This is a genomic window from Vicinamibacterales bacterium (genome assembly GCA_035699745.1).
In the GTDB taxonomy this organism is placed as follows: Bacteria; Acidobacteriota; Vicinamibacteria; order Vicinamibacterales; family 2-12-FULL-66-21; genus JAICSD01.
In genome coordinates this window covers 1-21,738 of the sequence record DASSPH010000017.1, presented here as the reverse complement: position 1 = coordinate 21,738, position 21,738 = coordinate 1, and the positions used below count along the sequence as shown (strand labels likewise).

At 68.8% G+C, this 21,738-nt stretch carries 18 protein-coding genes; all 18 read right to left on the bottom strand.

Annotated elements, in window-relative coordinates; all coding sequences use genetic code 11:
- Nucleotides 1–18: 18 nt before the first annotated feature.
- A complete protein-coding gene (locus VFK57_03040) occupies nucleotides 19–627 on the bottom strand; it encodes a hypothetical protein (GenBank protein HET7694656.1) in 609 nt (202 codons plus the stop codon).
- Nucleotides 627–1,436: a prepilin-type N-terminal cleavage/methylation domain-containing protein gene (locus VFK57_03035; protein ID HET7694655.1), complete on the bottom strand. Its 810-nt coding sequence runs from the start codon at nucleotides 1,434–1,436 to the stop codon at nucleotides 627–629. Before VFK57_03035 ends, VFK57_03040 begins: the two co-directional genes overlap by 1 nt.
- Nucleotides 1,436–1,846, bottom strand: coding sequence for a prepilin-type N-terminal cleavage/methylation domain-containing protein (locus VFK57_03030; protein HET7694654.1), 411 nt, complete (start codon nucleotides 1,844–1,846; stop codon nucleotides 1,436–1,438). The genes VFK57_03035 and VFK57_03030 overlap by 1 nt, the downstream gene beginning before the upstream one ends.
- A gap of 142 nt (nucleotides 1,847–1,988) precedes the next feature.
- Nucleotides 1,989–3,251 (bottom strand): ATP-binding protein, encoded by a 1,263-nt coding sequence (locus VFK57_03025; protein HET7694653.1) that lies wholly within the window; start codon nucleotides 3,249–3,251, stop codon nucleotides 1,989–1,991.
- A 6-nt stretch (nucleotides 3,252–3,257) separates the two neighbouring features.
- Entirely contained in the window at nucleotides 3,258–4,034 is a 777-nt protein-coding gene (locus VFK57_03020) for an A24 family peptidase (GenBank protein HET7694652.1), read from the bottom strand.
- Nucleotides 4,034–4,864, bottom strand: a complete 831-nt coding sequence (locus VFK57_03015) for a hypothetical protein (protein ID HET7694651.1) — start codon at nucleotides 4,862–4,864, stop codon at nucleotides 4,034–4,036. Before VFK57_03015 ends, VFK57_03020 begins: the two co-directional genes overlap by 1 nt.
- A complete protein-coding gene (locus tag VFK57_03010; GenBank protein ID HET7694650.1) occupies nucleotides 4,861–5,667 on the bottom strand; it encodes an ABC transporter permease in 807 nt (268 codons plus the stop codon). The genes VFK57_03015 and VFK57_03010 overlap by 4 nt, the downstream gene beginning before the upstream one ends.
- Nucleotides 5,664–6,620 carry an ABC transporter ATP-binding protein gene (locus VFK57_03005; protein HET7694649.1) on the bottom strand — a complete coding sequence of 319 codons (957 nt, stop codon included), beginning with the start codon at nucleotides 6,618–6,620 and terminating at the stop codon, nucleotides 5,664–5,666. The genes VFK57_03010 and VFK57_03005 overlap by 4 nt, the downstream gene beginning before the upstream one ends.
- Nucleotides 6,621–7,841, bottom strand: a complete 1,221-nt coding sequence (locus VFK57_03000; GenBank protein ID HET7694648.1) for a vitamin K epoxide reductase family protein — start codon at nucleotides 7,839–7,841, stop codon at nucleotides 6,621–6,623.
- A gap of 15 nt (nucleotides 7,842–7,856) precedes the next feature.
- Nucleotides 7,857–10,856, bottom strand: coding sequence for a prepilin-type N-terminal cleavage/methylation domain-containing protein (locus VFK57_02995; protein HET7694647.1), 3,000 nt, complete (start codon nucleotides 10,854–10,856; stop codon nucleotides 7,857–7,859).
- Between the two features lie 5 nt (nucleotides 10,857–10,861).
- On the bottom strand, nucleotides 10,862–13,291 hold the full coding sequence (locus VFK57_02990; GenBank protein HET7694646.1) for a YfhO family protein: 2,430 nt from the start codon (nucleotides 13,289–13,291) through the stop codon (nucleotides 10,862–10,864).
- A 151-nt stretch (nucleotides 13,292–13,442) separates the two neighbouring features.
- Nucleotides 13,443–13,964 (bottom strand): prepilin-type N-terminal cleavage/methylation domain-containing protein, encoded by a 522-nt coding sequence (locus tag VFK57_02985; GenBank protein ID HET7694645.1) that lies wholly within the window; start codon nucleotides 13,962–13,964, stop codon nucleotides 13,443–13,445.
- Between the two features lie 270 nt (nucleotides 13,965–14,234).
- Nucleotides 14,235–14,750 carry a prepilin-type N-terminal cleavage/methylation domain-containing protein gene (locus VFK57_02980; protein ID HET7694644.1) on the bottom strand — a complete coding sequence of 172 codons (516 nt, stop codon included), beginning with the start codon at nucleotides 14,748–14,750 and terminating at the stop codon, nucleotides 14,235–14,237.
- A gap of 261 nt (nucleotides 14,751–15,011) precedes the next feature.
- Nucleotides 15,012–16,451 (bottom strand): sigma-54 dependent transcriptional regulator, encoded by a 1,440-nt coding sequence (locus VFK57_02975; protein HET7694643.1) that lies wholly within the window; start codon nucleotides 16,449–16,451, stop codon nucleotides 15,012–15,014.
- Between the two features lie 2 nt (nucleotides 16,452–16,453).
- Nucleotides 16,454–18,184, bottom strand: coding sequence for an ATP-binding protein (locus VFK57_02970; protein HET7694642.1), 1,731 nt, complete (start codon nucleotides 18,182–18,184; stop codon nucleotides 16,454–16,456).
- 40 nt (nucleotides 18,185–18,224) lie between these two features.
- Nucleotides 18,225–19,445 (bottom strand): type II secretion system F family protein, encoded by a 1,221-nt coding sequence (locus tag VFK57_02965; protein ID HET7694641.1) that lies wholly within the window; start codon nucleotides 19,443–19,445, stop codon nucleotides 18,225–18,227.
- A 71-nt stretch (nucleotides 19,446–19,516) separates the two neighbouring features.
- Nucleotides 19,517–20,656 (bottom strand): type IV pilus twitching motility protein PilT, encoded by a 1,140-nt coding sequence (locus VFK57_02960; protein ID HET7694640.1) that lies wholly within the window; start codon nucleotides 20,654–20,656, stop codon nucleotides 19,517–19,519.
- A gap of 177 nt (nucleotides 20,657–20,833) precedes the next feature.
- The coding region (locus VFK57_02955) for an ATPase, T2SS/T4P/T4SS family (protein HET7694639.1) at nucleotides 20,834–21,738 on the bottom strand (905 nt) is incomplete at its 5' end.

Here is a 21,738-nt window from a genome sequence, read left to right as displayed (position 1 = left end):
TATCCATAGTTTAGCACGTCACGGCTGAGGCCGGATGGTCAGGATCCGGACCGCCGGACCCGCCGGCGGCGGCGATTTCTGGACGGAAACAGCCGTTACCGCACGCGCGCTGCCCGGCCCGTAGGCCGCGGCGCGGACCCACAGGATGCCGTTGCTGTCGACCTGCGGGTCGCCATCGCCGTCGGACGGGTCGTCTGCCACCCAGGCAGCGACGTATACCGGCACAGACGCCCCCGGCACCAGCCCGGGGAGCGACCCGGACTCGTAGAGCCGCCACGCCTGAGGGTCTCCACTCCCGGTATCGGCTTCGGCCGCGACGTCTACAGTGAGCCGCCGCAGATCGAGCGGCGGCCCGCCCCACGGAGGGGCGGGCGTCGCCGTGGCGTCGACCGCCCGGCCCGGCGCGGCCGACAGAGGTGCGGCGCCCGCGGCAAGGACGGCCGACCAGGAAGGCTGCTGACGCAAGTCCGCCACTGCCAGGTGCGCCGCGGCCAGCGATGCTTCGCGCAGCAGCCGCGCCGCGCGGTCGTGCGCCGCCAGCTCCGACTCCGCCGTCCCCATCAACACGACGGCCATGCCGAGTCCCATCAACAGCACGGTGGCGAGCATCGCGGACAGAACAGCCATCAGGGCACCTGAAGATTCGGCGGCCGCACGTCGAGCGAGGCCTCGAAATCCGGCACCTCGCGCAGCAACGCGGGGACGAACCGGAGACGCACGCGAATCCGGCGTCCTGAGTCGAGCGGCTCGACGCTCATCGCCGCGACGTTGTCGGACACGGGCACGGAGATGCCCGTCGCCTCGTCCCGGCGCAACAACTGGCGGGCCGCGGCGTCGACATGGAACGTCCACGCCTCCCCCTGAGCGATCGCGGCGCCTGAGGGATACGCGCAGCTGCGCGGCGCGGCCGCCGCGAGCACCAGCCCCGAGGACGTCGCGTCTTCGACTCTCGCGAAATCGTGACAACCGGAGTTGTCGAAAATGATGGCGGTCGTCTGAGCGGCGAAGCCGCACGCGCCGGCACACGGAGGGTCGAGCGCGATCGTCGCGGCCAGTGCATCCGCCGCCAGCGGGGCGGCCAGCGTTCCCCGCGCGCCTCGCGCCGACACGTACCAGATCGTCAACTCGCCGGCCGGAGACACGGAGATCGGAGCAAAGCGCTGCACCAGCGGACCGGCAAGCGCCCCCGCGTCGACCCCCGCACCGGCACGCGCCAGTTCGGCGCCGATGACCTGGGTCGCGATCCGCGCGCGCTGTTGCAGATCCGCCGCCTCCGGCTGCAAACGTGCGATTGACTGCCCGGCGAGCACCAGCGACAGGAGCGTGCCTGCCGCCGCGGTCGTAATCGCCATCGCGATCAGCAGCTCGACGAGACTGAACCCCGTTTCCCGCCGCTCCGCCGTCGACGGCGGACGCTCGTTTCGGCCCGCGCGCATCACGGCCGCCGCCACTCGCGAATCGTCGCGACGCGCACGTCGCCCACGCCCCCGGCCGGCGCCACCCTGACCGCAATCCCCACCACGTCGTCTGCAAAGCCCGGCACGCGCGAGACGCGCCAGCAGCGGACGTACGGGCGGCCGTTGTCAACGACCGTGTCGGTGTACCCGGCGCTGACGCAGTCGAGCGAATCGGACGGCGAGATGGCGATCGTGCCGTCTGCCGCCGCGCCGGCGAGATCGTTCACTTTGGTTGACGCCAGCAGCGTCATCGCAAGCTGTTCGCGCGCCGAGAGGTTGCGGGCGAGCGCGATCGAGAAGAGCTGCGCCGTCCCCAGCGCGATGGTGACGACCAGCGCCATTGCGACGAGTGATTCGACGAGCGTGAAACCCTGGCGATCGCGGGCCATGCGCCTGGCCGTGCAAGGCGCGCGCCGCGGATTGCACCGCCAGGATCCCGGAGCGCAGTCGGAGCGATCGGACTACGGCAGTGACGTCACGACGATCCGTGGCGCTCCGTGTGGTCCGTGGCCGTCCGTGTCATCCGAGGCCTCAGCCGACCGCGGGGAGCGAGACGATGAAGCGCGTGCCGCCGCCGGGTTCCGCCTGCACGGTGACGCGGCCGTTGTGCGTGACGATGATCTTCTGCACGACCGCGAGACCGAGGCCGGTGCCTCGTGCGCGCGTGGTCACGAACGGCTGGAAGATCCGGGAGGCAAGTCCCGGGTCGACGCCGGGACCGTTGTCGATCACCGAAATGCGCAACACCGGTTGACCGGGATCGTGCGCCGCCTCGATCAGGATCTGCGGCGGGATCTTCGCCTCGCGGCACGCCTCGAGCGCGTTGCGGCACAGGTTGCTGAAGGCCTGGCGCAGGAGCACCTCATCGCCCTGGACCCGGAGGAACTCGCCGCGCACGGCGACGCTGCCGCCGTTCGCGGTCGCCTCGGCGCGGATGTCCTCCGCGGCCCGCTCGACGACGGCGCGGATGTCCACCTTGCCGAGGACCAGCTCGGTCGGCTTGGCGAAGTTGAGGAAGTTCCGCACCACCGCGCCGAGCGTGTCGGTCTCCTCCCGGATGCCGGTCACGTAGGCGCGCATGTCGGGCGGCAGCCGATCGAGATCGAGCAGCCGCGCGTAGCCGTGAATGGTCGCCAGCCCGTTTCTGAACTCGTGCGCGATGCCCGCGGTGAGCTCGCCGACCTGCGCGAGGCCGTCCTTGAGGCGCAGCTGCTCCTCCAGCTCCACGACGTCGGTCAGATCGCTGAACAGACAGATCGCGCCGTGCTGGACGCTCGGGTCGGTGCCGATCGGCGACACCGTGACGCCGAGGTGCGTCGGGCGATCGTTGTAGGGCTCGATCCGCACCGCCCGGCGCCGGATCGGCTGCCCCGACGTCATGCACTCGTCGATCACCTGCGCGAGCGGCTGCGCGTTGCGGAGCAGCGCGTCGATCGTGCCGCCGGCGTATTTCTCCGGCAGTCCGAGCATCCGGCGCCCCGCCGGATTGAGCGACTTCACCGTCCGGTCGTCGTCCACGACGAGCAGGCCGGAGGTCAGGCTGGCGATGATCTCGTCGCTGAGGCGCTCGCTCGCTTCGGCGCGGGCGACGATCGCCTGCTCGCGCAGCTTGAGCCGCGCGACCGCCTCCTCCATCGCCGCGGTGACGAACGCGGTTTCCGCGCCGGCATCGTGCTGCGTCCGGCCGAAGCCCTTGGCGGCGGCGAACAGGCGCAGCACGACGAAGGCGAGCCCGGCCGCCAGCGCGGCGACCACGGCGGTCAGCGAGAGCAGGACGATCGCTTCGCGGTTCATGCGCGGTCAGCCCCCCAGCGTGGTGAGATACCACGACAGCAGCGCTTCCCCGTACATGCTCGCGACCAGCGCGCCGACCGCGAGCATCGTCCCGAACGGCACTCTGGTGGCCATGTCGGCGCGGCGCGAACCGATCAGCAGCGCGCCGACCAGGCCGCCGAGCATCGACGACAGCACGAACGTGACCAGCACCATCTTCACGCCGAGCCAGGCGCCGACCATGGCGAGCATCTTGACGTCCCCGAACCCCATGGCGTCGACCTTGCGCAGCCGGTACCAGGCCTCGGCGATCGCCCAGAGCAGTCCGCCGCCCGCGACCACGCCGAGCACCGACATCATGGGGCCCGGCGGCAGGAAGAGGCTGCCGATCACGCCGGCGACGATCCCCGGCAGCGTGATGACGTCGGGCAGGATCTGATGCTCGAGATCGATCATGAACAGCACGATCAGCGCGCACGCGAACACCAGCCGCACCGGCAGCATCGCCGTCGGGCCGAACGCGTACCAGTGCGCGACGAAGATGGCGGCGGTCGCGACCTCGATGAGCGGATACTGCAGCGAGATCGGGCGCGAGCAGGATCGGCAGCGGCCGCGCAGCATGGCGTAGCTGAGCACCGGCACGTTGTCGTACCAGCGCAGCGCGTAGCCGCAGTCCGGGCAGCGCGAGCCGGGATGCACGACCGACTGCTTCAGCGGCAGGCGGTGGATGCAGACGTTGAGGAAGCTGCCGATGCAGAGTCCCGCGAGCGCGAGGACGATCTCGACGGTCCCGGAGGGCGGCATCATCGCGGCGGCTGCAGCTGACCGGGAAGCGGGAACAGCTTCGACTCCCGCGCGATGGTGATCCCCCCGGTCGCGGGATCGATCACGAAGGGGGTGCCGGTGGGGTCGAGCGGCATCGGCGGGGTGATGCCGCGCTCGCGGCGGACCCGCGACCAGGCGTCCATGATCTCCATCGCGTCGAGCTGTGTCAGGCGCAGGTGCGCGGAGTCGCGCAGCCACGGCTCGTCGGCCTTCGCGAGCTGCTGCCACAACGCGCGCGAGGCGTCACGCTGCCCGCCTTCGGCGAGCGTGACGGCGGCGAGCGGCTGCAGCCAGTTGGGCGCGCCCGGCATCCCGGAGGCCTGCTGAAACGTCGCCGCCGCGGTCTTGTGATCGCGCAGGTGCCAGTAGTAGACGAACCCGAGGTCCTGCAGGTACTGCCATTTCCCGGGCTGCGCCGCGATGCCCTTCTTCAGCAGCGCGATCGCGAGGTCCGGCCGCCCCGGCCCGCCGGGATACGGCTCGCCGAGGAAGATCGCGCCGAACCTGTAGGCGATGCTGAAATACGGATCCAGCGTCGTCGTCAGGTCGAGCAGCGGATACAGCAGCGAGTAGGTGCGGACGTGCCCGGGCGGCGAGAGGCGTTCGCTGCCGAAGTGCTGCAGCGCGCGGATCCAATAGACGTCGGCGGCGAACGCGTCGTACCCGAGCAGCGCGCGCTTCATGGCCGCCGGCGAGCGGACGTAGAGGAGCTCGGGGCGGTCGACCGCGGGCGCCGGCCAGCGATCCTGCACGGCGTGCAGGGAAACGGCGCCGGTGAGACACACCACCGCGCCGATCGCCGGCTTCACTTGAAGTCCCTCCGCGCGAAGATCACCATCGCCCCGAACAGCAGCGCCGCGATGTAGAGAGCGGCGTACGCGGCCGTGGACGCGAGATATGCCCCTGATACCGGGATCCCGTGCACGACGGCCAGCTTGACGTCGAAGCGCGCGAAATCGGGCAGCAGGTAATAGCACGCCCGCGCGAGCGCGACCGCCGCCGGCGAGTCGACGATGCTCTCGAAGTTCTTCAGGTCGGCGTTGAACTGCCCGACGACGTAGACGCCGAGCGTGAAGACGGCGGAGAGCATCGGGCTCGAGTAGCTGGAGAAGAACAGCGCCACCGCGGTGACCACCGCCAGGTTCACGTAGATCAGCGCGAAGGCCTTGAGCAGCGCCGGATCGAGGGCCGGCGCATCCCAGGCGCGCTGAATCTCTTCCGGCACGCCGCGCGCCAGGAAGAAGAGGACGACGTAGAGCGCGACGGTCATGACCAGCACGTTGACGAACAGCGTGAGCAGGAGGCCCGCGTACTTGCCGGCGATGAACTCCGAGCGGCGGATCGGCTTGGCGAAGAGCGGATAGACGCTGCGCCGGTCGACTTCCTTCGAGACGAGGTTGATGCCGACGAAGATGGCGATGAACAGCCCGAACAGCGACGTGGCCGCCAGCCCGAGGTCCTTGATGATCTTGACGTCCTGCCCGGCCGTCAGCTGTCCGATGAGAATCGACGCGCCGATCAGCAGGAGCGCGAACAGCACGAGGTTGTAGAAGACGCGGTCGCGCACCGACTCGCGGAAGACGGCGAGCGCGACCCAGCGCGCCGTGTTCACGACTGCGCCCTCGCGCCGTCGCCGATCTCGGCGACGCGGCGGACGAACACGTCCTCGAGCGTTTCGCGCAGCGGGTTCAGCGAGACCAGCGCGGCCCCCGCGCCGGTGAGCTCGCGCAGCAGTTCTTCGGGCCGCCCGTCCGGCGGGAGTTCGATGACGTAGCGATCGCCGGCGATCGCGTGGAGGCGCTGCGCGCGCGCGCGCAGGCGGTCGAGCGCGCTGGCGGGAACGCCGGCCATGACCAGCTCCCATCCGTGGACCGCGAACTCGCGCAGCTCGTTGAGCGGCCCCGCGGCGGCGAGCCGTCCCTTGGCGACGATCCCCACCTGGCTGCACAGCGCTTCAGCGTCCGAGAGGATGTGCGAGCTGAAGAAGATCGTCCGGCCCTGATCGCGCAGCTCGAGCATCAGCGCGCGCACGTCGCGGCGGCCGAGCGGATCGAGCCCCGACATCGGCTCATCGAGGAACAGCACGTCCGGATCGTTGAGCACCGCCTGCGCGAGCCCGGTCCGCTGCAGCATCCCTTTCGAGTACTTGCGCAGCGGCAGCCGGCGCTCGGCGCCGATGCCGAGCCGATCGAGCGTCGCCGCGATCTTCCGCCGCCGATCCGCGGCAGGCATGCCGAACAGCCGGCCGTAGTAGTCGAGCAGTTCCTCCGCGGTCAGATGGTCGTAGAAGAAGGGATTCTCCGGCAGGTATCCGATCCGCCGGCGCACCGCGACGTCGCCCAGCGGCCGCCCGAGGATCTCGGCGTCGCCGCTCGTCGGGAAGACGAGCTGCATGAGCAGCTTGAGTGTGGTGGTCTTGCCCGCGCCGTTGGGGCCCAGGAAGCCGAAGACATCGCCCGGCGCGACGTCGAGGGAGAGCCGATCCAGCGCCCGATACGGGCGGGGGCGCCAGAAGCCGACGTAGAAGTCCTTGCTCAGCTCGCGGATGCGGATGGCGGACGTCAACTACTTCGCCTTCTTCAACTCCAGATCGAGCAGGGCCTCGAAATACTGCGGCGGCATCCCGCCGCCGGGAATGCGCCTGGCGTTGACGAAGAACGACGGGGTCGAGTTGACGCCGAGCTTCGAGCCGGCCTCCGCGTCGGATCGGACCTGGCCGATCACCTTCTGATACTCCGCTTCGAAGTCTTTCACGCCGGCCATCTCGCCGGCGATGCGCTTCACGGTGGCGACGCTGATCTGTTCCTGGTTGACGAAGAACCAGTCCTTCATCCGATCGTCGGTGCCGTTCTTCTTCGCCATCTGATACGCCGCCGACGCTTCGCACGTCGCCACGAAATTGATCCCCGGCACCGTCGGATTGCACTTGGAGCTGATCGGCCACGTCTTGAAGACGAACTTCACGTCTTTGGGATACTGCGCCTGGAACTTGTCGAGGATCGGCTTGTAGGCCAGATACATCTGGCGGCAATGCGGGCACTGGAAGTCGGCGAACTCCACGATGAGGACCTTCGCCCCCTCGTTCGGGTAGGGGAAGTCCGGCGAGACCGGCTGCATCGCCCACCAGCGCTGGAGCTCCTCCTGCTGCTGTGCGGTGAGCGGCGCCGCCGGCGCGGCGGCCGCCGCGGCGACCGACGCGACCGCACCTCCGCCCGAGGCGGCTTCACGCGGGAACGTCGTCAGGCCGAGAGCCGTGCCGGCGACGAACAGGAGCGCGATCACCAGCGCCAGCGGCGTGGCAATCAGGACGCGCATGTCGGCAAGGGCGCGCTTGGGCAGCGAGGACATCGGCACGGAACTGGCTCCTCCGGAAACGATGAAGATCCCGATCACCGCGACGTAGGTGGCGACGCACAGCGGGCAGACTTCCTTCAGCACGAAGAACGACGCGTAGGCGAGATACAGGACGATGGCGAGGGCGAGCGTCGATCCCGCGAAGATGTATGCGGGCGCGCTGTCCTTGATGCGGCTCTTCCCCGCCGCCCCCCACAGCATCAACAGCACCCACCCGAAGAAAACGATGCCGCCGACCGCGACCGGCACCCCCATCACCGAGCCGTACTGGCTCAGATAGGCAGCCTTGCACGACACCGTCGCGTTGATGTCGCAGAAGCTGGAGTAGTCAGGGTTGCGAATCAGGTTGTAGTGGACGTAGGTGGCCGCACTCGACGCCCCGAGGCCGAGCAGCGCACACAGAACCAGCAGCTTCCGGGACAGGGATGTCATGAGAACCCTCGTATTTTACCGCACCTCTCCGCCGTGCCCCGCCGCCCCGGATTCCCCCAGGTTCCCGGTGTAGGTCTCCTGCTCGTCGACGAACAGGATGCGGTCGGCATTCACGCCGTAGAAGTAGTTGCCGGTCACCCCGGGCCGCACCGGGTCGGCGGTGGCCGCGTACCCGGCGGCCACGGGAGCCCCGTTGCACGCGGCCGGCGCGTCGTCCAGCGGCTTGCCTGTCATCGTGAACATGTAGCCGGACTTCTCGAACGTGTCCGCGGTCGTGAGGTCCGGGCTGAGGAACCCCTCGCCCGTCGCGGGCACCGGTTTGGCCAGATCCGGCAGCACCGTCGCGTATTTCATGTTCCCGCAGGTGAGCGCGAACTGCCACTGCGCCGCCGCGATCGCGCGGAGCGACGCGACCGCCGAGGCATCGTTCCCGCGCGCCTGCATGCCGCGATACTGAACGAACGCGATCGTCAGGAGGATCCCGATCACCGCCAGCACGATCATCAGTTCCATCAGCGTAAAGCCGCGGTCCACCGGGGGGGACGGGGTGTTCGGGTTGTTCGGGTTGTTCGGGTTGTTCGGGTTCTTCGGGTTCTTCAGGTTCCTCAGGTTCTCCGGGTTCAGGTTCTCCGGGTTCAGGTTCTTCGGGTTCGACCCGAGGAACCTGGAGAACCCGAAGAACCCGAGGAACCCGAAGAACCCGAGTCCGAGCCCGAGCCCGGTTGCTGCAATCATTGAAAGGATTAGACCTGTTGTGAAGTCGCGCGGCCGGTAGACCAACCGTATCACGTGGCGTCCCGGCGGCAGCGACACGCCGCGGTACCGTCCGTTCACGCGCGCGATCTCCGCCGGCTGCCCGTCCACCTCGGCGCGCCAGGAGGGATCGTAGGTGTCACGCAGCACCACGAGCCCCTGCCGGTTCAGCGTGGCCTCGAGCACGACCGTGCTGGCGCCGTCGTGGACGATGCGGACCGACGGCGGCTCCGGCGGCCCGGGCCGCCCGGCGACCGCCGGCATGCGGTCCACCCTGGCGACATCGTCCCACAGCGCCGGATCGAACAACGCCTCCCGCTGCCACGCGAGGTCGTCCGGATCGTTCGCGACCTCCACCGTGGGAGGCAGAAACGCGCGCCGGGCCCCGGGATCGCACTGGAAGACGATCATGTTCCAGTCCGGGACCGCGGCGACGGGAGAGTACTGGCGCGGCTCGTCCTCCGGAAGCACGCATTTGCGCACGCCGCTCCGCCGCAGAAACGCCGCCCGCGCGTCGCGCTCCGCTTCCTCGAAGCGCCGCAGCGTCGCTTCGTACTCCGCCGGCCAGAGGTATGGCAAGTCGTAGGACAGCGCTTCGCGGACGCGCCAGCCCGAGGGCGCCATCGGCAGTTGCGCGTTCAGCAGCATGCGCCCCTCCACGGCGGTGGCCTCGGCGGGGATCTGCCATTCCTTCACGCCGTCCGGATCGGCGGCGTTCATGAAGCCGCGCATCCGGCCGCCGATGTAGACGCGCTGCGGCCCGGCGGCGGCGAGATACCAGTCCGGCGGCGCCAGGCGCTTCGCGTCCATGGTGAGATTGATGTCGCCGTTGGTCACCGCCAGATCGGCGCAGACGGCGACGAACAGCACGGCGAAGGCCTGCGGCCGCCGTTCGGCGGCGATCGCGAGGACGGCGCCGGCGAGCAGCAGCGCGAATGCGCGAACGGCGAGCGGCGGGGCGGTCCGCGCGAGGAATGCCGCGCCCGCCGGCGGGTCCTTCAGATGCGCCGCCGACGCGAGCCAGTGCGCCGCCTGCCAGACCAGGTCCGGCGTGAAGAACGACAGCGCCGCGGCGGCGAGTCCGACCGCGCCGAGCAGCGCGGCCGCGCGCGGCACGGTGCGAACCGCACCGGAGTCGTGCCGGCGCGACGCGAGAGCGGTCCATCCTTCCGCAACGAGCACCGCAACCGCGAACACCGCGAACACCAGGTACTTGACCGGAAAGCGGAAGTACATCAACTGAGGAATCAGCTTCCGCGCCAACGGATACAGCGGCGTGTACCCGCCCAGCGCCGCGACGATGCCGACGAGCGCGACGGCAGCCCAGAACGCGTTTCTTCGCAGCCGGGACGCGGTGCCGATGACCGCGAGCAGGAGCACGATCGGTCCGACGTACAGCGAGTAGAAGAACGGATCGCGGCCGAAGTTGAGCGCGGCCATCCACGGCAGGTCGGCGAGGAACGCGTCGTAGTAGTTGCCGAACACGTTCGGCGCGACGGCGTCCCACAAGGCGATGGGATGTACGGACCAGAAATCGGGCGTCGCGAGCGCGCCGCGCTGCGCGCGCAATCCCGCCAGCACGGTCGGGACGAGCTGCGCCGATGCCAGCAGCGCGCCGGCGACGAGCCCGGCGAGCGCGCGGAAAGAACCGTGGGCGGCTTCCGCCTTCAGGCGGAAGATCCACAGTCCCCCCACCAACCCCGTCGTCACCCACGTCACCGGCTCGCCGCACAGCGCCTGCAGGGCGTACGCGATGGCGGTCGCGCCGACGCCGCGCGTCAGACTCCACAGCACCCAGGGCAGCAGCGCCACCGACCAAGACAGGTTCGGCGCGTTGAGCATCGAGACCGACGGTCCCGACAGTGCGAAGACCGCGGCGCCGAGCGCCGCGGCCGCCGGCGGCAGGTCGCGGCAGCGCAGGAACAGGAACGTGCCCACCGCCGCGACCGGCAGCGGCAGCGCCACCCACAGGTTGAACGAGATCACGTCGGAAGGAAGCAGCCGGATCGCCAGCGTGATCGGCATCAGCAGCTGATTCAGCGCGTCCGCGATGGCGGACTGCCCCGCCGCGACGTACGGATCCCACCAGGGCGCCTCCCCCGAGGCGAGCGTGTGGCGCAGCCACAGGTGCCGCGACCAGAAGAAGAACGACAGGTCGCGGACGAAGAAGATGCGGTGGGTCGTGAAGAGCCCGAGCACGGGCAGCAGCGACAGCGCGACGACGAGCGGAATCCAGCGGCGGCCGCCGGTTCGCGCATCCATGCGCGTCAGGGCGCCGCCGGAGCCGCGTCTGGCTGCAGGTGCGCTGACGCGCGCCGGCGCCGGAGCCGCGGCTCGATCGCGCAGGCCAGCGCCAGGCCGAGCGCCGCGAGCGCGCTGACCGCCGCGCCGAGATAGAACTTCCGCGGCCGGTAGGTGAACGTGACGACGTGCTCGCCCGGGGTGAGGTGCACGCCGCGGAAGAGCCCGTTGACGCGCATCATCGGCGCAGGACGCCCGTCGACCTCGACGCGCCAGTCCGTGTTGTACGTGTCCGACAACGCCAGGTAGCCGTCCCCCGGCGTTCCCGCCTTGATCACCACCCGCTGAAGACCGTCTTCGAGAAAAGTGGCCGAGGCGGGAACCGGACGGCCCGGCACGCCGGCCGGCGGAGGCGGCGGTTCGCTGACGAGCACACCGCGCGCCGGATCGAAGCGCTCCATGAACAGCCCCTGGATCTGCCAGTTCACGTCGGGGCCCATGAGCGCGTCGGGGACGACGTAGGCCCGGCGCGCGTTCGGGTTGAAGTCATAGAGCTGCAGCTGCTCCGCGCCGATCATGCGCGCCAGCGGCTGCGCCCCGGGATACGGAGGCGTCGGCAGCACCACGAAGCGCGTTCCCACCCGCGAGAGGAAGCGCAGCCGATCCGCGCGCGGAGCGATCCTGAACCACCCTCCGGCCCGCGCGAAGTCGGTCGGCCACAGCACCGGCAGATCGTATGACATCGACTCGCGGATGCGGTGGCCGGACGGATGAAAGATGAACTGGCCGACGATCAGATACCGCTGTTCGAGCTCGGTGTATTCGTCGAGGTAGCGAGCGTACTTCGGCGCGTCCACGTCCGTCGTGTTCACGTAGCCCTCGAGCCGGCCGCCGACGTAGACGCGCTCGTGCAGGTCCTTCGGGATGCTGCGCGACCATTCCGGATTCTCCAGCAGCGTGGGATCGGTGGTCGGGTTCACGCTGGAGTTCGAGGCGAGCAGATCGATTCCCGCGAAGACGGCGAACACGACCAGCGCCGTGCGCCGCTCGCGCCGCGCCGAAGCCGCGAGCCAGAGCAGGAACGACGCGCACAGCATCTTCAACAGCAGCGAGGTGAGCAGCGGGCGCGCCCGGAACAGCAGGAACTCGGCTCCCTGAATCGGCGCCGGCACGTGCGCCCAGATCGCCAGGCGGAAGAAGCCGCGAATCGGCAACTCCGGCGCGATCAGGACCCACGCGATCAGCCCATAGGTGAGGGCCGCCGCGATCCCGGTCACGATCAGGACGCGGCGCAGCGCGCGCGGCGGCACCTGCCGATCGAGCAGCCACTGGAACGCCATCGCGGCGAGCGTCGCGATTCCCAGCGCCGCCAGCGACAGGTACTTCACCGGGAAGCGGAAGCTCTTGAGCGGCGGCACGATTTCCTGCAGCGCGGGATAGAGCGGCGTATGCGGCCCGAGCGACGCGATCGCGCAGGCGGCGACCACCACCGTCCAGAACCGCGTCCCCGGACGTCCCGAGAGCATCGCCACGCCGGCGAGCAGCACGATCGGCACGCCGACGTACATCGTGTAGTAGAACGGATCCCGCTGGCTGTTGAGGGCGAGCATCCACACCAGCTCGCGCAGGTTCGAGTTGAAGTAGTCGCCGAAGAAGTGCGGCACCAGCAGCTCGAGCAGCGCCAGCGGATGGAACGCCCAGAAATCGCTCGGCGCCATCGTCCCGCGGATCGACTCGCGGGTGGCGGCGACGAGCGGCACGTACTGGATCGCGGCGAGGAGCAGTCCGGCGGCCATGCCTGCCGCGGCGACGATCGCGAGCCGGCGATCGCGCCACCGCGCCTGCGGGAACAGCACATAGCCGGCGGCAATCGCCAGCGTCGCGGCGAGCGAGACCGGCTCCCCGGCCAGCGCCTGGCACGCGATGGCTGTCGCCAGCACCGTCATGGCCCTGGCGGTCCGCTCGACGAACAGCCGCTCGAGCGCCCAGAACACGTACGGCGCGGCGACGACCGACCACGACATGTTGGGGAAATTCGTCGTCGAGACGATCGGTCCCGACACCGCGAACGCGACCGCGCCGAACGCCGAGGCCTGCGGCCCCAGCCTGCGGCGCAGGAACAGGTACATGCCGGCGGCGGCGAGCGGGATCGGGAGCGCGATCCAGAGGTTGTAGGCGAGGACGTCGGGCAGCAGCAGCCGGATGGGCAGCGACGGGAGGTGGAACAACTGATACAGCGCGTCGTTCGCGGCGGGCTGGCCGTGCGCCGGATACGGATCCCAGAGCGGAAACGTGCCCGAGTGGACGCTGTCGCGCAGAAACAGAAATCGCGACCGGAACGCCATCGTCAGGTCGCGGACGAAAAAGATCTTCGAAAGCGTGAACATGCCGGCGACCGGAACGGTCGCCACGGCGACGGCGAGAAGCAGCCAGCGGCTGCGAGCGAACTTGAACATCGGGTGATCGGGCGATCGGGTGATCGGGCGATCGGGTTATCGGGCGATCGGATTATCGGCGGATCGATCGAATCGCATGAACGGAAAATCGGGTGATCGATCGCTCGATCACCCGATCACCCGATCACCCGATCACCCGATCCTCCAGCTGTTACTGGATCGCCGTGCCGCCCGAGGGGGACGCCGTGTCGCTGCCGCCCGAGCCGATCGAGCTGGTCGCCTGCCAGATCGTGCCGGTCGTGTTGGTGAAGAAGTAGCGCGTGCCGGTCGACGTCGAGACCGGATCAGCCCAGGCGTGGTAGCCCGAGGCCAGGCCGGTGGCGCCGTTGCAGGCCGTGGAGCCGGTCGCGGCGGTCCCGGTCATCGAGACCGAGTAGCCGCTCTTGGTCACCGTCGCGCTCGCGCCGAGGTCCGGGCTGATGAATGCCGAACCGCCCGAGGGGCCGCTGCCGAGCGTGGTCAGGTCCTGCGCATACATGCCGTTGGCGCAGGACGCCGCGAACGTGGACTGCGCGCTGCTCACGGCGCGCAGCGATCCGATGGCCGACGCCTCATTGCCGGAGATGCGGGCCCGGAGCAGACCGGGGACCGCGATCGCCGCAATGATGCCGATGATCGCGACGACGATCAGCAGCTCGATGAGTGTGAACCCGTTCTGATTCCGGACTTTCATTCTGCATCTCCTGAAAAGAGGATGCACATGGATGAGCAACGGCGATGCCAGCCCGGCCGTTCGCACCGAAGCTCGCTAAGAGACGTATCGGCTTGAACTTAGCGGTCTTACAGGGTTGTCGGAGGTGACAACCAGCGGCGTCATGACAGCAATTGTCGTCCGGGGGGACGCAGTCGGCAGGACCGGCGCGGACCGGTACACGAAAACGCCGGGTCCGCCTCTCGGCGAACCCGGCTTGCTTCCGTCCTCAGAGTGAGGTGAGGTCCGTTACTACTGGATCGCGGTGCCGCCCGAGGGGGAGGCCGTGTCGCTGCCGCCCGAGCCGATCGAGCTGGTCGCCTGCCAGATCGTGCCCGTCGTGTTGGTGAAGAAGTAGCGCGTGCCGGTCGACGTCGAGACCGGATCCGCCCAGGCGTGGTAGCCCGAGGCCAGGCCGGTGGCGCCGTTGCACGCCGTGGTGCCGGTCGCCGCGGTCCCGGTCATCGAGACCGAGTAGCCGCTCTTGGTCACCGTCGCGCTCGCGCCGAGGTCCGGGCTGATGAACGCCGAGCCGCCCGAGGGGCCGCTGCCCAGCGTGGTCAGGCTCTGCGCATACATGCCGTTGGCGCAGGAGGCCGCGAACGTGGACTGGGCGCTGCTGACCGCGCGCAGCGAACCAATGGCGGAGGCCTCGTTACCCGAGATACGGGCGCGGAGCAGGCCGGGGACCGCGATCGCGGCGATGATGCCGATGATCGCGACGACGATCAGGAGCTCGATGAGCGTGAAACCCTTCTGATTGCGCATGTGAAACCCTCTTCCTCCAAAGTTTGAGAAACGGAAGCTCGCAACGCTGGTTGCGCCGGTCCCGGACTGAGCAAGGCAGGTGCCGCGGCCGCCGGTGCCCGCCGGATTCGCCTAAGTGTTGCAGCAGCTGCAATTAGGACGACGGTGCGAGGGCGCCGGCCGGGTGGGGTGCCAGAAAATGTTGCCAATATTTGTCAGACCTGACAGTTCGTGGCGCGGATTCCGTGCCCTAAACTGTCAGCTATTGTCATATCGGATGGCTCACTTCAAATTGTATTTCTTCATGTAATAGCGGAACGACCGGAAGCTCATGCCCAGCAGTTCGGCCGCCTTCACCTTGACGCCGCCGGCCTGCCGGAGCGCGTCGGCGATGTACTCCCGTTCGAGGTGCTGGACGTGCTTCTCCAGGTCGAAGCCCTTCTCGGGCAGCACGCGCGGGCCGGCGGCGATTTCGCTGGCGCCGGCGGTTGACGGCGCCGCGATCGGCCGCTCCATCCCGCGGACCGTCTCGGGGAGGCTCTCCGGCAGGATCGACGGTGTGCGCTCGAGCGCCACCGCGCGCTCCATCGCGTTCTCGAGCTCGCGGACGTTTCCCGGCCACGGATAGCCTTGCAGGCACGCCATCGCCGCCCCCGAGATGCCCGTGATCGGCTTCTTCATCTGCGCGGCGAACCGGGCGACGAAGTGCTCGGCGAGCAGCGGCACGTCTTCGGCGCGCTCGCGCAGCGACGGCAGCCGCACCGGAATGACGTTGATGCGGTAGAACAGATCCTCGCGGAACTGCCCCTCCGCCACCATCCGGCCGAGGTCGCGATTGGTCGCGGCGATGATGCGGATGTCCGCGTCCACTTCCTCGGTGCCGCCGACGCGCCGGAACTTCCGTTCCTGCAGCACGCGCAGGATCTTCACCTGCAGCATCGCGCTCATCTCGCCGATCTCGTCCAGGAAGATCGTGCCCTTGTCGGCGACCTCGATGAGCCCCTTCTTGTTGCCGTCGGCGCCGGTGAAGGCGCCGCGCATGTGGCCGAAGAGCTCCGAGTCGAGCAGCGTCTCGGTCAGCGCGCCGCAGTTGACGGCGACGAACGGCCGATCGCTCCGCGGCGAGCGCACGTGGATGGCGCGCGCCACCAGCTCCTTGCCGGTGCCCGACTCGCCGGTGATCAGCACCGTGCTGCCGGTCGAGGCGATGGTTTCGATCAGCTCGAACACCTGCAGCATCGCGCTGCTGTTGCCGATGATGTTCTCGAAGGTGTTGGCCGAGTGCATCGCGCGCTTCAGCAGCACGTTCTCCTGCTGCAGCCGCTTGCGATCCAGCTCCTTGCGGATGCGGAAGCGCAGCACCTCGGTGTTGAACGGCTTCTCGACGTAGTCGTTGACGCCGAGCTGCGCCACGCCGCGCAGCAGATCCGGCGAGCCGTAGGCGGTCACCATGATCGCGATCACCGACGGGTTGATGTTGCGCGCGTGCCGCAGCACCTCGAGCCCGTCGACGTCGGGCATCCGCGCGTCGGAGACGACGAGATCGAACGGCCGCTGGTCGAGCAGCTCGATCGCGCCGCGGCCGTTCTCGGCGACGGCCACCTCGTGCCCCTCGCGCCGGAGCAGAATGGCGAGCATCTCGCGCATCGATCGCTCGTCGTCGACGACGAGGATGCGGGCCGATTCGACGGGAGCCGCGCGTTCGGCGGTCACCGTAGCCATGATCAGACCTCCTCCCGGGCGGGTGCCGCCCATTCCGGTGTGGTCTGCCTGCCGACCGGGAGTGCCACTTCCACGCTGGTGCCTTTCCCCTTCTCCGAGGCCACGCGGACTTCGCCGCCGTAGTCGCTCGCGATACGGTGGACGATCGAGAGTCCGAGCCCGGTCCCTCCCCTGAAACCGCCGCGGAACGGCTGGAAGATGGTGTCCATGTCTTCCGGCGCGATTCCCACCCCGTCGTCGCGCACCGCCACGATCACGTCCCCCTCGGCGGCGTCCGATGCCGCGCGCCGGACCTCGAGCCGCAGCCGGCCCCCGGAGGGCATCGCGCGCAGCCCGTTGGTGGCGAGGTTCCACACGATCTGCCGGATCTGCGCTTCGTCGGCGTGCAGGATCACCGGATCCGGCGGCACGTCGACGACGATGGCGTGGGCGGCGGTGACGTCGGCGCTGTTCTCGAGCAGCCGCGCCGCGTCGCTGACCACGCGGCGGACGTCGAAGTCGGTCGCCGCCGAGCGCTGCGGCTTGGCGAACGCCAGGAAGTTGCGAATCGTCTCGTTCAGCCGGTCCGACTCGCGCAGCACGATGTCCATGAGCTGCGACTGCTCGCTGGTGAGCGGCAGCTCGTCGCGCAGGATCTGGATCGACCCGGCCATCGACGCCAGCGGATTGCGGATCTCGTGCGCGATGCCGGCGGCCATTTCGCCGACGGCGGCGAGGCGCTGCTGCACGCGGGCCTCGCGATCCTTGCGCTTCAGCTCGGTCACGTCGAGGAACGTGAACAGGAACCCGCTCTCGCCGCGCGGCGTGATCAGCGGCGCCACGGTGATGCCCAGCTCGATCGGCCGCCCGCCTGGTCGGGTGAAGCCGTACTCCCGGCGCTTCAGCACCGGACGCGGGCCGGGATCGAACAGCGCGCGGAACGGCGGCGGCAGCTGCAGCACGGCCAGCACGTCGGCGCCGACGGCATCAGTCGCGGGAACGCCGGTAATCGCCTCGGCCGCGTGGTTGAAGGTCAGCAGCCGTCCCTGCACGTCGCAGGTCGCGAGGCCGCTGGTCAGGCTGTCGATGACGTGCTGGTTGAACGCCTGGAGATCCGCGAGCTGCGTCGACGTCTCGGCGAGTTGCGCCCCGGTCCGCCGCAGGCCCTCCGCCAGGTAGCCGCTCAGCGCGGCGACGGCGAGGAACCCGAAGACGTTCAGCCCCACCGAGTAGAACGCCATCCGCGGCGCCGGCAGGCTCTCGGGCGGGACCACCAGCGGCAGCGGCACGTGCTGGTATTGCGCGATGACGAGCGCGGAGTAGATCGCTGCGCTCAGCACGCTGACCGTCAGCCCACCGCGCCACGACTGCACCATGCTCGCGGCGATGATCGGCAGCGTGTAGAGGGTCGAGAAGTAGCTCCCCACGCCGCCGGTCAGATACACGATCGCCGACGCGATCAGCGCGTCGCACGCCAGCTGCACGTCGATCAGCCACGGGTGGCGATCGACGAACCGCAGCGTCAGGATCCAGACGATCGTCAGCGCGTAGGTGAGGCCGAGCAGCCCGAAGAACGGGTCGATGGGAAACACCCCCAGCCCGCGGTACTCGACGAGGATCGCCGAGCCGAGGAGCGCCGTGATCGCCGCCGCGCGGCCGGCGATCAGCCACAACAGCCGATGCCGCCGTGCGGCGTGCTCGGCCGAGGGGCTTCGTCCCTCGGACTCTCCCGCGCGGCTCGTTGGCCCTGTCATGCCTGGTGCTTTCGGTTCGTCGGATTCTGGATGCCGGTGCCTACGTCAACTTCGAGATCAGGTCGAAGATCGGCATGTACATCGCGATGACGATGCCGCCGACCACGCCGCCGAGGACGGCGATCATGATCGGTTCCATCAGCGTCAGCAGTCCGGCCACGGCGGTGTCGACTTCCTCCTCGTAGAAGTCGGCGATCTTCGCCAGCATCGCGTCGAGCGCGCCCGTGGTCTCGCCGACGTTGATCATCTGCACCACCATCGACGGGAATACGTTGGTCTCGCGCAGCGGCGCCGACACGGTTTCGCCGCGCTCGATGCTGGAGCGCGTCTTCTGGATCGCTTCCTCCACCACCGCGTTGCCGGCGGTGCGCGCCGTGATGTCGAGGCCGTCGAGAATCGGCACGCCGGACGAGAGCAGCGTCGACAGCGTCCGGCAGAAGCGGGCCACCGCGATCTTGCGCATGATCATGCCGAGAATCGGCATCTTCAGCACCAGCGCGTCGATCTGATAGCGCCCCGCCGGGGTCTCGTAGTACTTCTTGATGGCGAAGCCGACGCCGCCGAGGCCGACGAGGATGAACGGTCCGTACGCCACGAGGTTGTCGCTGGCGGCGATGACCACGCGGGTCGGCAGCGGCAACTGGGCGCCGAGGCCGGCGAACAGCTGCGCGAAGGTCGGGATGACCTTCCACAGAATCGCCGCCACCACGATCGTCGCGATGATGATGACCGCCGCCGGGTAGATCATCGCCGACTTGACCTGCCCCTTCAGCTTGACGTTCTTCTCGATGTAGACCGCCAGCCGCTTGAGGATGGTGTCGAGGATGCCGCCGGCCTCGCCCGCCGCGATCATGTTCGAGTAGAGCGCGTCGAACGCGCGCGGGTGCTTCTTCATCGCGTCGGCCAGCGCCGCGCCCGATTCGACGTCGGAGCGCACCTGCAGGATCACGCCGGAGAACCCCTTGTCGGGCTCCTGCTTGCCGAGGATGTCGAGACACTGCACGAGCGGCAGCCCGGCGTCGATCATGACCGAGAACTGCCGGGTGAAGATCGCCAGGTTCTTCGCCGGCGCCTTGGCCCCCTTTGCCCCGCTCTTGGCCTTCACCTTGGGCTCGGCGGCGGCCTTCGCCGGATCGATACGCGTCACCTGGATCTGTTCGCGGCGCAGCGCCGCGATGGCCGCGTCGACCGTCTCCGCGACGCGCTCGCCGGTCACCGTCTGTCCGGCCCGCGTCCGTCCGCTATACGCAAAAGTAGGCATCACATGCTCCGATTACCGAGGTCCGAGGTTCGAGGTTCGAGGTTCGAAAATCCCAAAGCCCAACCCCAAAGCTACCGGGCGACCGGCGGCCGGTTCGGAAGACCAGCGCCCGGCCGGTGTCCCATGCCGGCGCCCGCGACCACGCCGGCGCCGCGATTGATCATCTGCTCCAGTTCGTCCTTGAGCGACGACGCGTTCATCGCCGCCTCGAGGGTGATCAGTCGCTTCTGATACAGCGTCGCCAGCGACTGGTTCATCGTCTGCATCCCGAGCTTCTCCTGCCCGGTCTGCATCGTCGAATAGATCTGGTGCACCTTGTCGTCGCGAATCAGGTTGCGGATCGCCGGGTTCGGCACCATGATCTCGAGCGAGACGACGCGTCCCTTGCCGTCGGCGCGCGGCAGCAGCGCCTGACAGACGATCCCTTCGAGCACGAGCGAGAGCTGCGTGCGGATCTGCCCCTGCTGGTGCGCCGGGAAGACGTCGATGATGCGGTTGATGGTCTGCGCCGCCGAGTTGGTGTGCAGCGTCGCGAACGTCAAGTGGCCGGTCTCGGCGATGCGCAGCGCGGATTCGATGGTCTCGAGATCGCGCAGCTCGCCGATCAGCACGATGTCCGGATCCTCGCGGAGCGCGGCGCGCAGCGCGTTGGCGAACCCCTGCGTGTCCTGGTGCACCTCGCGCTGGTTGACCAGGCAGCCCTTGTGCGGGTGGACGAACTCGATCGGGTCCTCGATGGTGAGGATGTGCTCGTGCCGCTCGGTGTTGATCTTGTCGATCATCGCCGCCAGCGTCGTCGACTTGCCCGATCCGGTCGGCCCGGTGACGAGCACCAGCCCGCGCGGCCGCTCCGCCAGCGTCGCCAGCACCGGCGGCAGGCCGAGTTCATGGAACCCTTTGATCTGCTCGGGGATGACGCGGTAGACGGCGGCGACGGCGCCGCGCTGGTTGAAGACGTTGCAGCGGAAGCGCGCGATGCCGCGGATGCCGAACGAGAAGTCCAGCTCCTGCGCCTCTTCGAACCGCTTCTTCTGCTGATCGGTCAGCACGCTGTAGGCGAGCGACTTGGTGTCGGCCGGCCCGAGCGGCGGCAGGTCCAGCGGCTTCAGATGCCCGTGCACACGGATCTGCGGCGGCGTGTCGGTGGTGATGTGAAGGTCGGAACCGCTGTTCTCGACCAGCGTCTGCAGCAGTTCGGGTAAGGTTGCCATATTTGTCTCAGTTATCTGCTTTCAGTAGCAGCTCTCCGCTTTCCGCTCTCCGCTCTCCCAACGGCCGCCGGGCACTGCGCACTGCGCCTGCGCACTGGCACTGCGCACTGGCACTGCGCACTGGCACTGCGCACTGGCACTGCGCACTGCGCACCGCGCACCGCGCACCGCGCACTGCTACTTCACCGTCTCCCTCGCGACTTCCTCGATCGACGTGACGCCTTCCATCACCTTGTGCAGCCCGCTGCGCCGCAGCGTGATCATGCCCTCGTCCACCGCCTTCTTCTTCAACTCGAGCGCGGACGCGCCGACGAGAATCAGCTCGCGCAGCTCGTCGGTGATCTCCATCACCTCGTAGAGGCCGACCCGCCCCTTGTAGCCGGTGTTGTTGCAGCGCTCGCAGCCCTTGCCCTTCTTCGGGATGACGCGGTGCGCCTCCTCCTCGGTGAAGCCGGCGGCGACCAGCGCCTGCGGATCGTGCGGGTGATCGGTCTTGCACTCCGTGCACAGGCGGCGCACCAGGCGCTGCGCGCAGATCAGGTTCACCGAGCTGGCGACGAGGAACGGCTCGATGCCCATGTTCATCAAGCGGCTGATCGTGCTCGGCGCGTCGTTGGTGTGCAGCGTCGAGAGCACGAGGTGGCCGGTCAGCGACGCCTTCACCGCGATTTCCGCCGTCTCGAAGTCGCGGATTTCGCCGACCAGGATGATGTTGGGGTCCTGGCGAAGGAAGGAGCGCAGCGCGGCGGCGAAGTTCAGCCCGATGTTCTCGCGCACCTGCACCTGGTTGACGCCGACGAGGTTGAACTCGACGGGGTCTTCCGCCGTCATGATGTTGGTTTCCGGCGTGTTGATCTTGGCGATCGACGAATAGAGCGTGTTGGTCTTGCCGCTGCCGGTCGGGCCGGTGACCAGCACCATGCCCCACGGCCTGGCGATGGCGATCTCGAGCTTGCGAAGCGAGTCGGGCTCGAACCCGAGCTTCGTCATGTCGAGCATCAGCTTGTCCTTGTCGAGCAGGCGCATGACGATCTTCTCGCCGAACAGCGTCGGCAGGATCGAGACGCGGAAGTCGATCTCCT